The organism is Ruegeria sp. K3 (assembly GCF_056531845.1).
The window spans coordinates 86,926-99,815 of sequence record NZ_JBQFMM010000002.1 but is presented as its reverse complement, the minus strand read 5'-3'; the positions used below and the strand labels follow the sequence as shown (position 1 = coordinate 99,815).

16 protein-coding genes are annotated in these 12,890 nt (G+C 59.0%); 9 read left to right on the top strand and 7 right to left on the bottom strand.

The features are described 5' to 3' along the window. Nucleotides 1–79: 79 nt before the first annotated feature. The 7 genes from ACR0MP_RS04270 (at nt 80) to ACR0MP_RS04240 (ending at nt 6,293) form a co-directional block, all read left to right on the top strand. Nucleotides 80–856 carry a DNA repair protein gene (locus ACR0MP_RS04270; RefSeq protein ID WP_170509585.1) on the top strand — a complete coding sequence of 259 codons (777 nt, stop codon included), beginning with the start codon at nt 80–82 and terminating at the stop codon, nt 854–856. A gap of 121 nt (nt 857–977) precedes the next feature. Further along, nucleotides 978–2,342, top strand: a complete 1,365-nt coding sequence (gene radA, locus ACR0MP_RS04265; RefSeq protein ID WP_170406458.1) for a DNA repair protein RadA — start codon at nt 978–980, stop codon at nt 2,340–2,342. Nucleotides 2,343–2,382: 40 nt separating this feature from the next. Continuing rightward, nucleotides 2,383–2,955 carry a CvpA family protein gene (locus ACR0MP_RS04260; protein ID WP_170406144.1) on the top strand — a complete coding sequence of 191 codons (573 nt, stop codon included), beginning with the start codon at nt 2,383–2,385 and terminating at the stop codon, nt 2,953–2,955. A gap of 471 nt (nt 2,956–3,426) precedes the next feature. Continuing rightward, nucleotides 3,427–3,582 (top strand): hypothetical protein, encoded by a 156-nt coding sequence (locus ACR0MP_RS04255; RefSeq protein WP_170396817.1) that lies wholly within the window; start codon nt 3,427–3,429, stop codon nt 3,580–3,582. Nucleotides 3,583–3,598: 16 nt separating this feature from the next. Then, complete coding sequence (gene purF, locus ACR0MP_RS04250) at nt 3,599–5,119, top strand: amidophosphoribosyltransferase (RefSeq protein WP_170734920.1); 1,521 nt, start codon at nt 3,599–3,601, stop codon at nt 5,117–5,119. Between the two features lie 238 nt (nt 5,120–5,357). Next, entirely contained in the window at nt 5,358–5,606 is a 249-nt protein-coding gene (locus ACR0MP_RS04245; RefSeq protein WP_170396813.1) for a hypothetical protein, read from the top strand. Nucleotides 5,607–5,648: 42 nt separating this feature from the next. Then, nucleotides 5,649–6,293: an SDR family NAD(P)-dependent oxidoreductase gene (locus ACR0MP_RS04240; protein WP_170421973.1), complete on the top strand. Its 645-nt coding sequence runs from the start codon at nt 5,649–5,651 to the stop codon at nt 6,291–6,293. 61 nt (nt 6,294–6,354) lie between these two features. On the opposite strand, the gene ACR0MP_RS04235 is transcribed toward ACR0MP_RS04240, so the two are convergent. The 4 genes from ACR0MP_RS04235 to ACR0MP_RS04220 all read right to left on the bottom strand — a co-directional run bounded on the left by ACR0MP_RS04235 (nt 6,355) and on the right by ACR0MP_RS04220 (nt 8,868). After that, complete coding sequence (locus tag ACR0MP_RS04235) at nt 6,355–7,197, bottom strand: ATP-binding protein (RefSeq protein WP_170734918.1); 843 nt, start codon at nt 7,195–7,197, stop codon at nt 6,355–6,357. Between the two features lie 115 nt (nt 7,198–7,312). Further along, nucleotides 7,313–8,191, bottom strand: a complete 879-nt coding sequence (gene tatC / locus ACR0MP_RS04230; protein WP_480886968.1) for a twin-arginine translocase subunit TatC — start codon at nt 8,189–8,191, stop codon at nt 7,313–7,315. Further along, on the bottom strand, nt 8,188–8,646 hold the full coding sequence (gene tatB / locus ACR0MP_RS04225) for a Sec-independent protein translocase protein TatB (protein ID WP_170396807.1): 459 nt from the start codon (nt 8,644–8,646) through the stop codon (nt 8,188–8,190). The genes tatC and tatB overlap by 4 nt, the downstream gene beginning before the upstream one ends. Before the next feature lie 6 nt (nt 8,647–8,652). Continuing rightward, entirely contained in the window at nt 8,653–8,868 is a 216-nt protein-coding gene (locus tag ACR0MP_RS04220; protein WP_010440381.1) for a twin-arginine translocase TatA/TatE family subunit, read from the bottom strand. 218 nt (nt 8,869–9,086) lie between these two features. Between ACR0MP_RS04220 and ACR0MP_RS04215 the strand changes: the two genes are divergently transcribed. Both ACR0MP_RS04215 and ACR0MP_RS04210 read left to right on the top strand, forming a co-directional pair. Next, complete coding sequence (locus ACR0MP_RS04215; protein ID WP_170406158.1) at nt 9,087–9,392, top strand: hypothetical protein; 306 nt, start codon at nt 9,087–9,089, stop codon at nt 9,390–9,392. A gap of 21 nt (nt 9,393–9,413) precedes the next feature. Next, nucleotides 9,414–10,085 (top strand): helix-turn-helix transcriptional regulator, encoded by a 672-nt coding sequence (locus ACR0MP_RS04210; RefSeq protein ID WP_170406161.1) that lies wholly within the window; start codon nt 9,414–9,416, stop codon nt 10,083–10,085. Between the two features lie 63 nt (nt 10,086–10,148). Here the strand turns inward: ACR0MP_RS04210 and ACR0MP_RS04205 are convergent, their stop codons facing one another. Genes ACR0MP_RS04205 through surE form a run of 3 tightly spaced genes read right to left on the bottom strand, consistent with a single transcriptional unit; the run spans nt 10,149 to nt 12,800 of the window. Next, nucleotides 10,149–11,312 carry a peptidoglycan DD-metalloendopeptidase family protein gene (locus ACR0MP_RS04205; RefSeq protein ID WP_170406164.1) on the bottom strand — a complete coding sequence of 388 codons (1,164 nt, stop codon included), beginning with the start codon at nt 11,310–11,312 and terminating at the stop codon, nt 10,149–10,151. A 58-nt stretch (nt 11,313–11,370) separates the two neighbouring features. Beyond that, nucleotides 11,371–12,021 (bottom strand): protein-L-isoaspartate(D-aspartate) O-methyltransferase, encoded by a 651-nt coding sequence (locus ACR0MP_RS04200; protein WP_170406167.1) that lies wholly within the window; start codon nt 12,019–12,021, stop codon nt 11,371–11,373. Then, nucleotides 12,018–12,800, bottom strand: a complete 783-nt coding sequence (gene surE, locus ACR0MP_RS04195) for a 5'/3'-nucleotidase SurE (RefSeq protein ID WP_170406170.1) — start codon at nt 12,798–12,800, stop codon at nt 12,018–12,020. Before surE ends, ACR0MP_RS04200 begins: the two co-directional genes overlap by 4 nt. Between the last annotated feature and the right edge of the window lie 90 nt (nt 12,801–12,890).

Here is a 12,890-nt window from a genome sequence, read left to right as displayed (position 1 = left end):
GTAGCGGATCACTTCGCGTCTGTCTAACCTTCCGCTTCGGCCCGGTTTTTGTACCGGTTGAAGAAGGAGAACGACGATCATGGCCGCCCTCCACACAATAACATTGCAATTTCAGAATACCTTATTAAGGCTCACTTTTTTCCTGATCTGCGCCGCAGCATTGTTCGCGGTGACGACCACCATTTTATCCGCGATTGGAATCCTGCCCTGGCTCTCGTTGCAGGCCGGTCTCAGCAACGGTGCAACAATTGACGCAGGCATCTATATCCAGATCGGATTAACCGCCCTGATCCTGATGCTGGTCTTCTATCTGCCATCGAACGCCCGCATGATGGCGCTTGAAAACACCCATCGTAAGTTCACAATGAATATGCAGGACGTGGCCGGGGCCTATCAGGTCGCCCATGCCGCCGACCGCAGCGGCGCCTTTGCGCTGGCCTCCGAATTCGACGCGGTGAAAGAGCGCATGGCCTTCCTGCGCGATCACCCCGATTTGCAGGGGCTCGAACCGCAGGTGCTGGAACTGGCTGCTCAGATGAGCCAGATCAGCCAGGAACTGGCCGAGACCTATGGGGACACAAAGGTCGAACGCGCCCGCGCCTTCCTGCGGCAACGTCAGGAAGAGGTCGAACAATTCCAGCAGCGCATCGAGGAAGCCCAAATCATCCAGCACGAGCTGCGCCAATGGACCCGAGACATCGAGATCGAGGAATCCATCGCCAAATCGCAACTCGCGCGCCTCAGGGATGAGCTGTTCGATCTGCTTCCGGAACTGTCGGCGCAATTGCAATCCCCCACGGACGATCAAACACCAGGCAGCGTGGTTGCGATGACCCCGCCGCGTGCTGCGGAATAGGCGCGTCTAGCGCCCGCAGCGGACGATGGCCCGAAGGGCCTGAGGACGTGGCGCGCCACCGGCGGTGAGGAAAGCCCGCAAGGGCTTGAAGAACCGCCCTTCCTCGGGCACCAAGGGCGACATGGCAAAGACACAATCCTTCACCTGCTCCGCCTGCGGTGCCTCACATACACGATGGTCAGGCCGCTGCGACGGCTGCGGCGAGTGGAACACCATCGTTCAGGAAGCCCCGCTCTCGGCTGGACCAGCCAAGAAATCCCTCGGCGGCAAACGCGGCCAGTCAATCGCGCTCACCGACCTCTCGACCGAAGAAACACCCCCGCCCCGCACCCTCTGCGGTGTTGAAGAATTGGACCGTGTCCTCGGCGGCGGCCTTGTCCCTGCATCGGCGCTGCTGGTGGGCGGTGACCCCGGCATTGGCAAATCGACCCTCTTACTGCAAGCTGCAGCACGTTTTGCCCGCAAAGGTGTCAAAACCATCTACGTCTCGGGCGAGGAGGCCAGCGCACAGGTTAGGATGCGCGCGCGCCGGTTAGGTCTGGAAGAGTCGCCGGTGCAATTGGCCGCTGAAACCAACCTTCGGGACATCCTCACGACGCTAGAGGCAGAAAAACCCGGCCTCGCCATCATCGACTCGATCCAGACGATGTGGGCCGACAATGTCGACAGCGCGCCGGGCTCGGTGTCGCAGGTGCGCGCCGCAGCGCACGAGCTGACGACATTTGCAAAACGCCACGGCGTATCGATCATCATGGTTGGCCACGTCACCAAAGAAGGCCAGATCGCTGGCCCCCGTGTAGTCGAACATATGGTCGACACCGTGCTTTACTTCGAAGGCGAACGCGGGCACCAGTTCCGCATCCTGCGCGCCGTTAAGAACCGCTTTGGCCCAGCGGATGAGATCGGCGTCTTCGAAATGACCGGCAAAGGGCTGGCGCAAGTCACCAACCCTTCGGCCCTGTTCCTATCGGAACGCGGTAAGCCCAGCCCAGGTTCCGCCGTATTCGCAGGTATCGAAGGCACCCGCCCCGTGCTGGTCGAATTGCAAGCACTGGTGGCGCCGTCCCCCCATTCCCAGCCCCGCCGCACGGTTGTGGGATGGGATAGCGGGCGGCTCGCCATGATCCTTGCAGTACTCGAAGCCCGCTGCGGCATCCCCTTTGCCGGGCTCGATGTCTACCTGAACGTCGCCGGAGGGCTGAAAGTCAGCGAACCTGCTGCCGACCTCGCCGTTGCTGCTGCGCTGCTCAGCGCTCGTGAAGACACCGCCCTGCCTGCCGATACGGTCGTTTTCGGAGAAATCTCGCTATCCGGGGCACTTAGACCAGCCCCGCAGACCGAAAACAGGTTGAAAGAAGCGCAAAAACTTGGTTTCACAGCGGCAATTGCTCCGGCAGGTGGCAAAACTGGCACTGTGGCAGGTCTGACACTCACCCGACCCTCTGATTTGGTGGGGTTTGTTGGCGAAACCTTCGGAGCAGGGTAAAGTCGCGCCTTGAGGGGCAGAAAACGAACAGGCGAGGGCCATGGAAGGTTTTACAATAATTGACGGGGTTGTGGCCCTGATCATCGTGCTGTCGGGCTTGCTGGCCTATTCGCGCGGTTTCATGCGCGAGGTTTTGGCCATCGCAGGCTGGGTCGCCGCGGCAGTTCTAGCATTCATCTTCGCACCGCAGGCCGTACCACTGGTCAAAGAGGTCCCGGTGGTTGGAGAATTCCTGCGTGATAGCTGCGAGCTTTCGGTCATTACCGGCTTTGCCGCCGTCTTCGCCATTGCGCTGATCGTGGTCAGCATCTTCACACCGCTCTTTTCGTCTTTGGTGCAGCGTTCCGCGCTTGGCGGGCTGGATCAGGCGCTTGGCTTCTTCTTCGGCATCGCCCGCGGCATCCTGTTGGTTGCCATCGCGTTCTTTGTCTACGACACGGTGATGACCGGCCAGTCTTATACCATGGTTGATGAAAGCCGCTCTGCCAAAGTGTTCGAACAGTTCAGCGGACAGATCGAAGAACAAAACCCCGAGGCGGCGCTGGGTTGGGTTACCGCCCAGTACGAAGAGCTGGTCGCAAGCTGCACCGCCGACAACGCCTCTGAGGGCTAATCAAACCAAATTCCAACGAGAAGCCCGGTTTCAGCCGGGCTTTTTTGCGTTTGGTTCGGAAAAATCAGATAAACCCTTCGCCACCACAAATATTGCAACGGATGGTCTTCAGGCCAAAGCATCCGTCACATCGGCTTGAGATCGGCTTGCCATACTGGTCTCGGCTCTTGATCACTTCACCGGTTCCCTTGCAGATCTCGCAGGGTGCGCGCCCTGCCCCACGACATCGGTGGCAACGCCGCTTGACAGGTTTGTCCTTCGGTGTGTTTTGCTTGTGTTGCCACATGGCGTCTGCTCCACCAGGTATTGCCGGACTGCATGCAAAAAACCTTCGTAATGATATGACAGCATAGGTCTGTACATTTGTCATCCTAAACCCGCGGCGTGTACAATTCGCACCTGCGTCAAATCGCGAATGTGATCCTTTGATGACACACGCATCGTTTGGCATTATGTGGAGGCCATACCGACATGGAATCGGAGCTGCCGACCTTGCTGTATCTGTTTTCTTATGCGCTAGCCGCTTTCGTGCTTGTGCCTGAGTCCCGTGCAAACGGACCAAAACACACCATTCAGATACCCGTCCGCACCCGATCCGACCTGAACGCCATCCTAAGCAAGTCATAGAAATTGGAGCCCGTGTATGTGTGGGATTTTGGGGATCGCAAGCCGGACACATGATGTCTTTGCGGAAATCTATGACGGCTTGCTGATGCTTCAGCACCGAGGTCAGGACGCCTCGGGGATCGTCACCTACAACGGCGAGTTCTTCCGTGAGAAGAAAGCAAATGGTCTCGTCAAAGACGTGTTCAATGCCAGTGACGCCGAAACCCTGTTGGGAAAGGTCGGCATGGGCCATGTCCGCTATCCAACCGCTGGCTCGCTCAGCGCGGCCGAGGCGCAACCATTTTTCGTGAACGCGCCTTATGGCATCTATCTGGTTCACAACGGCAACATCACCAATACCGAAGAACAGCGCGAAAAGGTAACTGCCAAATACAGCCGTCACCTGCGCACAACTTCGGATTCAGAGGTCCTTCTGAACGTACTGGCCGACAAGGTCGCTGATGCGATCAAGGTCAATGGTAATGCTGATCCGATCCGCAACCTGTTTGCCGGTGTCAAAATGACGATGGAGCGGGTTCAGGGGGCGTATTCCGTGATCTGTCTGGTCGCGGGTGTCGGTATGCTCGCCTTCCGTGACCCCTATGGAATCCGCCCGCTTTCAGTCGCCAAGCGCGATGCGCCAGGTGCTGGCGATGACTATGCCTTTGCGTCCGAAGATGTGGCATTCGGCATCAACGGTTTTGACAAGCTGCGCGACCTAGGTCCCGGCGAGGCGATCCTTATCGACCTCGACGGCAATATGCACGAGTTCCAGGCCGTTGAAGGTAAACTGACACCCTGCATCTTCGAGTATGTCTATCTGGCCCGACCAGATTCGCTGCTGGATGGGGTGTCGGTTTACAAAACCCAGATGCGCATGGGGCAGACGCTGGCCAAGCAAATTCAGGACTCGGGACTTAAGATCGACCGGATCATCCCTGTGCCAGATAGCGCCCGCCCTGTCGCGCTTGAGGCCGCAAAGATCACAGGCATTCCCTATCGCGAGGGGCTTGTGAAGAACCGGTATGTCGGTCGCACCTTCATCATGCCGGGCCAGGAAGAACGGCAGAAATCCGTGCGTCGCAAACTGAACGCGGTGCCTTTGGAGTTTGACGGTCATAACGTACTGCTGATCGACGATTCGATCGTGCGCGGCAATACAATCAAAAAGATCGTCCAGATGTGCCGTGAGGCCGGGGCAAAAAAGGTCTATATCGCCAGCGCCTCGCCCCCGGTGAAATACCCCAATGTCTATGGCATCGATATGCCCACCCGACACGAGCTTGTCGCGAATGGCAAAGAGATCGAGGAGATTCGCGAAGAACTGGGTGCGGATGCGCTGTTCTACCAACATCTCGACGATCTGATCTGGGCTGCCAAGGAAGGCAACCCCGAGATCGAAGCCTTTGACTGTTCCTGCTTTGACGGCAACTACGTCACCGGCGTCGATGAGGAATATCTGGGCAGCCTAGAAAACAGCAGTCGGGTCAGCAAAAAGCGTGAAGATATGCAGGTGGTCGGCAGTTCGTGGAACGCGGCGAAACTGGCCTCGGGGTGATCGGGCGAATCGCTTTGTCCTGAGGCGTCGGCCAAGAGACTTGCGCTAGCGGCCATAGGTCAGAATCCGCCGACAACCTATTGCTGAACAGGCTGCATTTGCAAAGGGTTCGGTATGCGGCATTCGAACCGCTTCCAACCGAGTGCTGCCGGCCTTTTGGTCCGGCAAAGCCCGTGTTACCCGGATGCCGAAAACCACTCACAAAACGGGGTCCGGGCGCGCAGCTCGGCCACAGATCATGGCAAACGCAACGGTGAAAAGCGCCGCCACACAGGCGGGGGCGCTCAAGAAAAACGCGGTCTCGGTATTGGGTATTTTTGGACCCAAGGCGGACCTGCAAGCCCTGGTCCGCATGTCGTCGGGGCGCATTAAGAAAGTGAAACCCGGCAGTCGTGTCGGCCCGGGTAAGGTCGTCGCCATTGATGAAAATGGTGTTGTGCTGCGACAAAGCGGCCAGAACCGCCGGATCGACATCCCCGGCAGCTGATCCTGACTTGACGCCCTGCGCGTGCAGGTTCAAACCCCCCTCATGACCGATCAGACCAAAATCGCCCTTATCACCGGGGCTTCTCGCGGGTTGGGCGCGGCGCTGGCCGAAGCGCTGGCCCCCGACTATCACATCGTCGCTGTCGCTCGCACTCAGGGCGGGCTGGAAGAGCTGGATGACCGCATCCAGGCGAAGGGTGGCTCGGCCACTCTGGCCCCCATGGACATCACCGATCCCAATGCGATGGCGACCCTGTGCCGGGGCATTCACGATCGCTGGGGCAAGATCGATTTGTGGTTGCATACTGCAATCCATACCTCAGCCCTGACGCCAGTGCATTTCGTTGATCCGAAGGAATGGAACAAGGCAGCCAGCATCAATGCAAACGCCACCTCGGTTCTGATCCCGTATGTCGCGCCTTTGTTGGGCGAAACTGGCCATGCCGTGTTCTTCGATGACCCGAAGGCAGGCGAGAAGTTCTATGGCATCTACGGCGCCACCAAAGCGGCGCAGATGGCGCTGGCTCGCAGCTGGGCGACCGAGACCGCGCGGACAGGACCGCGCGTGTCGATTGTTGAGCCTGCACCGATGCCGACCGCCGTACGTGCGCGTTTCCATCCCGGTGAGGATCGGGATGTATTAACCAGCACTGCGGATGAGGCGGCGCGGATTATAGCACTGTTGTGAGAATGGCCCTGACGGGCCATGCCTCCGGCGGAGGTATTTCTGGCCAGATGAAGCGCGCGGACTAACCGATATGGACGCCGTTTCGCCCGGCGAGGTCGACGAAGAATTGCCAGGCGACGCGGCCCGAGCGTGCCCCCCGGGTGGCTTGCCACTCGATGGCTTCGGCGCGCAGAGTTTCGGGATCAACCTTGACGCCATGAGCGGCGCAGTAGCGATCGATCATCGCTAGATATTCGTCCTGATCGCAGGGGTGGAACCCCAGCCACAGGCCGAAACGGTCAGAGAGTGAGACCTTCTCCTCGACCGCCTCGGACGGATTAATGGCGCTGGAGCGTTCGTTTTCGATCATGTCGCGCGGCATCAGGTGGCGGCGGTTTGATGTGGCGTAGAACACAACGTTTTCCGGGCGACCTTCGATACCGCCATCCAGCACGGTCTTGAGCGATTTGTAATGCTGGTCATCGTGGCTGAACGACAAATCATCGCAAAACAGGATGAACCTGTGCGGCGCGGCACGCAGGTGGTTCAGCAAACGCGCGACCGAGCCCATATCCTCGCGCTGCAATTCGACCAGTTTCAGGTCAGGATGCTCATCCTGCAACGTACCGTGCACCGCTTTGACGAGGCTGGATTTCCCCATTCCGCGCGCGCCCCACAAGAGCGCGTTATTAGCCTTGTAACCCGCAGCAAAGCGGCGCGTGTTGTCCAGCAACGTATCGCGGGAGCGGTTGATCCCCACCAATAGATCAAGGTCGACCCGATTGACCTGTGTGACGGGTTCCAGCCGGTCAGGCTCGACATGCCAGACGAAAGCCGGGGCCGCGTTGAAATCAGGTGCCGCCAGCGGCGCGGGCGCCATGCGTTCCAACGCGTCCGCAATGCGATTCAGGGCTTGGTCGTCCATCGGCTCCTCCGGGATGTTCTGGCGGAGTTCAACCATGTTCCGATCAACACAACAAGAGTAGCAATTGAAAAAGGCGCGCCTACCTTGGGCGCGCCTTTAAAGCTATTGGAACAGGTTACTTGTTCTCTTCGTAATCCTGCATCACGTCTGCGTCGGCTTCGGCCTCTTCATTGTCGTAGTATCCATCGGCGCGCAACTGTTCTTCGCGCTTCTTCTCGACACGGGCGACCAGGAATATTGAAATTTCATAGAGCCCGTAAACTACGACAAAGAGGATGATCTGGGTGATCACGTCCGGCGGTGTGACAATCGCAGCCAACACCAGAATGCCTACCACCGCATATTTACGCACTGCCCCCAGACCTTCGGCACTGACAAGTCCGGCCTTACCCATCAGTGTCAGCAATACGGGCAATTGAAAGCACAGGCCAAAGGCAACGATGAACTTGATGGTCAGGTTGAGATATTCCTGCGCCGAACCCTGAAACACCACGCTCAAAGGTGCGGTTGCGCCTTCTGCTACAGCTTCCCCTTCCGCTCCAAATTGCTGGAAACCGAGGAAGAAGTCATAGGCCAATGGCGTGACCACATAAAAAGCGAAGCTTGCGCCCAGCAGGAACATGAAGGGAGAGGCCAGCATGAACGGCAGAAACGCGTTCTTTTCCGACTTATACAGGCCCGGCGCCACGAACCTCCACATCTGCATCCCGATATAGGGAAAGGCCAGAATGAACCCGCCCAGCAGCGAAACCTTGATCGCTACAAAGAACCCTTCCTGCGGCGAGATGAAGATCAGCCCGCAATCCTGTCCACGCTCGGTCAGCACCTCACATAGCGGTTGCGTGAGGAAGTTGAACAGTGGCGTGGCCACGGCGAAACAGATGATCATACCGATCAGAAACGCCACAACGCAGTGGATCAGCCGCGTACGTAGCTCGGCCAGGTGCTCGATCAGGGGTGCCGAGCTGTCCTCGATCTCGTCGGTCTTGGTCATGTCTTGCTTTCGGTTTTCAGCGCTGCTTCGGCCTCTTCCGCCTTGGCCAGCGCATCCGCGGCTTCCTTGGCCTTGCGTTCAGCGGCAGCGCGGGCAGTTGTGGCTTGGATCTTCTTGGCTTGCTCTGCTCGCTCGGTGGCCAGCTTGCCGGTCTCGCTGTCAGGGTCGAACTTGGTTGGGTCGATGGATTTGGCCACGTCGCGCGCGGCTTCGTTGATCCCGTCCATCGCTGTACTAACCGGGTTGGTCGCCGCGTTCAGGCCCTTCTTGATCTCATTGACGCCTGCTTCGTCCGCAGCCTCGTTCATTGCAGTGCTGAATTCGCGCGCCATGCCGCGCGCCTTTCCGACGAACCGTCCGACATTGCGGAACAGCACAGGCAGGTCCTTTGGCCCCACCACGATCAACGCGACGATGCCGATGACCAGAAGCTCGGTCCAGCCCAGATCAAACATCTAGGCTCAGACCTTGTCTTTGTCAGTCTCAGGCGTGACGTCTTTGGCCAGCTCAGACGCGTCTTGTTCCAGCTCTTCCGAACCTTCCTTGATGCCTTTTTTGAACGAGGTAATGCCTTTACCCACTTCACCCATCAGCGAACTGATCTTGCCGCGTCCAAACAGGACGAGAACCACAACAGCAATCAGCAGGATACCCGGAAGGCCAATATTGTTGAGCATGACTTGTCTCCTTCTACGTCGGCGCAGCGCGCCGTGAATATGTCTGGCCCCGTGTCTACGCCCGTACGGGCATCAGCAAAAGTGCGACAGATCAAATCCGCGCGCAAAATTGAACGGATCATGCGTTTTTTGCGGACTCGCATTTCTCAACTGACAGGTTTATGTCAGTTGATATCACCTAGAAGGACGATATCGAAACCTGGTCTACGGAGAACCACATGACCCATGTCGCAGAAATCGTCACCTTTACCCTTGCCGACGGCACAAAGCCCGAACAGTTCGTCAGGCTAAGCCAAGCCTCCGAAGCCTTCGTCCGCGCGGCTCCCGGCTTTACCCACCGCCAGCTAAGCCATGGCGAAGATGGCCGCTGGACCGACTATGTCGTCTGGACCGATATGAAATCCGCAAAGGACGCCGCTGCTGCATTCATGCAACAGGATTTTGCACCCGCTCTGATGGCGGCAATCAACCCCGACAGCGCCCAGATGCGTCACGAGACCGTGCTATGGAACATGACCGCCTAAGGGCGGCTCAGACGGCGTGTCATGCGCCGCACTGACCGCCTGTTCGACATCATACAGATCCTGCGCGATGGTAACTTGCACCGCGCGCAGGACATCGCGGACCGACTTGAGGTGTCGGTCCGTACGATCTATCGCGATATGGACACGTTGGTGGCCTCGGGCGTACCTGTAGAAGGCGAACGCGGCGTAGGTTACATGGTACGCGAGCAGATCACTTTGCCCCCGCTGAACCTGACACCCGCCGAGCTTGAGGCTCTGAACCTCGGCATGGCGATCGTTGCCGAGGCCGCCGATCCCGATCTTAAATCCGCCGCAGAATCTCTAGCCGAGAAAATCGACGCCGTCCTGCCCACGCAGGTCATTGCCGAGGCCGACAGCTGGAAATTCGCGGTCTATCCCTTCGCTGATGTCGTACGCGGAATGGCACATATGGCCCCGATCCGCGCCGCGATCAAATCGCGCCAGAAATTGCAGCTCAGCTACCGTCGCATTGACGGCGCGCTGACCGAACGCACCATCCGACCGCTACATATGGAATACTGGGGCCGTGTCTGGACACTGACTGCCTGGTGCGAGCTGCGCAACGACTTCCGCGTCTTCCGCATCGACCTGATAGAAAACGTCACGCCTCTACCTGAACTCTTTACCGACGAACCGGGTAAAAGGCTCAGCGACTACGATCCCAATGCGTGATCCGTCCTTCATCTGGCCCCAAATACCTCCGCCGGAGGCATGGCCCGGAACGGGCCATTTCGGTCACTTAAGGTAAGGCTCGGGATCAACCGACTCGAACCCTTTGCGCACTTCGAAGTGCACATATGCATTGTCGCCCCCGCGAAGCGAGGCGATCTTCTGTCCCCGTCGCACCCGATCACCTTTCTTGATGGTGATATTGTCGACATTGGCATAAACAGTCAGCAAGTCATTGTTGTGTTTCACAACGATGATCGGAACCTGATCCGCATCCGCGGTGATCGCGGCGACCGTGCCTGCCTCGGCAGCACTGACCGACGCGCCTGGCGCTGCGGCGATATCTATCCCCTCATTCTTACCCTTCTTATAGGTCCGAATGATGGTGCCGCTCACCGGGCTTGCCAGCGCCGAGCTTCCCGAATTGGTCGGGGCCTCGGCTGTAATATCCGGCGCAGGCGTTGCCGCGGCAACTTTCTCATCCGGCAATGGCTGCGTCGCGCTCGGCGGCGTAGGAGTTGGTGAGCCTTCGCCCGGTTGGGTTACCGCAGTTGCCGTGGCGGCCGGCGCCGCTGCCCGAGGTGCCGGTTGATTCTTGACCGGGATCAACAGGTACTGGTCTTCGCGCACCATAAAGTCTGGTCCCAAACCGTTCCATTCTGCCAGAGACTCCACAGGCACCTGATAGAGCCGCGAAATTGTATAGGCTGTCTCACCCCGCTTGACCTTGTGCCGGATCGGCTCAGGCCCCGTAGCAACCGGTGCCGGAGCCGCAGCAGGTTGCGCGGGCTCCAATGTCGATGTCTGTACAGATCCTGTGTCCGGTGCCTCGTCAATCGCGGTTCCGGCAATGGTCGCAATATCAACATTGCTCGTCCCACCGACCGAGCGCGGCAAGGCCAGAACTTCACCGTCACGCAGGCTGTCATTTGGCTGCAATCCGTTAAACCGCGCCAATTCGGCCACCGGCATGCCGATCCGGGTGGCGACATCGCCAACTGTATCCCCACGGCGGGCTACCGCGACCTGATAGTTCGGATAGGTGATCACGCCACGCGCATCCGGCGTCGGGCGGTTGGCGGTCGCTGCAAGGGCGGCATCTGCAGTGGAGAACCCGCCGACATTGCCGCGCAGGTCATAGTCATATGGCCCTTCACACCCGGCCAAAATTGCCAGCGCGGCAACACCTGTCGCATAGCGGCGCATTGCTGATTTGGAAACTGCTCTCATTTTACTGTCCTCAACACCTGCCCCTGTTCTCCGGGGTTCTGGCGCCTCTAATATACCTTTACGCTCCGTCTTTTCCCAGCCCCTCAAGCAAGGGCACAAAACGGACCGGCAACAATTCGTCATAGTCCAGACCGGTTTCAGTGCGCGTGACCCGGATTAGGGTCTGCACCGCGTCCGACTGGCCCACGGGTAACACCATGATACCGCCGATTTTCAACTGCGCCAAGAGCGGCCCCGGAGGATCTTCGGCGGCCGCGGTCACAATGATACGGTCGAACGGGGCCTGCTCGGACAGTCCAAATGATCCATCCGACAGCATCGCGGTCACATTCGTCAGCCCCAGCTCACGGAACAGTTCTCCCGTTTCGCGCACCAGCCTCTTGTGCCGCTCAACCGTGTAGACCCGGCGCGCCAGCTTGGACAGGATCGCCGCCTGATAGCCCGAGCCGGTGCCGACCTCTAGAACCGTATCACGCGGACGCACCTGCAGCGCCTGCGTCATCAGCCCCACAACCGAAGGCTGGCTGATGGTCTGTCCACAGGCAATAGGCAGCGGAGTGTCCTCATAGGCCCGGTCCGCGAACAGGCCTTTGACAAACCGCCCCCGGTCAACCTGCTCCATCGCTGCCAGTACACGTGCATCCGTCACCCCGCGCGAGCGCAGGGCAAACAGGAACTGCATTATGGTTTCTGCGCTTGGTCCAGTCATTCGATGACCTTTAGCGCCTCGAGCGTGTCATATGCTGTCAGATCAGCGCGCATCGGAGTGACCGAGATATATCCTTCCAGATTGACCGCCGCATCCGTGCCCGGAGCAGTCGGGTTATGTTGATACCCGCCCTTAATCCAAAGGAACCGGCGACCCGAGGGCGAGCTGTGCGGCTCGACAGAGAAATGTGTATCGCGTCGGTACCCCTGCGGGGCCACGCGCGTACCCAGCACCTCATCTGCGGGAACCGGAGGGAAATTCACATTATAGAACAGACGATAGTCGCCCTGCTGCTCGGGTGTCGCATCAAGAATGCGGCGCACCAGATCGGCCCCAAATTTGGCAGCCGCCTCAAACGGATCGTCCAGCCCCAGATTGCGCGGCCCGAAATACTGAGACAAGGCAATCGCGGGCACACCTTGCAACGCCGCCTCCATCGCGCCGCCGATTGTACCCGAATACAGCGTGTTTTCAGCCGAGTTGTTGCCCCGGTTCACCCCTGACAACACCAGATCGGGCGGGGCGTCCTTCATAACGTCGTGCAAACCGGCCAACACGCAATCCGCCGGAGACCCTTCGGCGGCATAGCGACGCTCACCCAGTTTGGCGACCATCATTGGGTGGGTATAGCTAATGCAATGGCCCACGCCTGACTGCTCAAAGGCAGGCGCGACGACCCAGACCTCGCCATCGGGACCGGCCAGTTCAGCCGCGATCGCTTCAAGCACAATCAGTCCCGGCGCATTGATGCCGTCATCATTGGTCAGAAGAATTCGCATGCCCGGTCCACCCCTCGTTTTGCCCTTGATAGACCCGCCTCAGCGCTGCGACAAGCAATGCACAAGCGCAATCTGAGGCTTTCACGCACC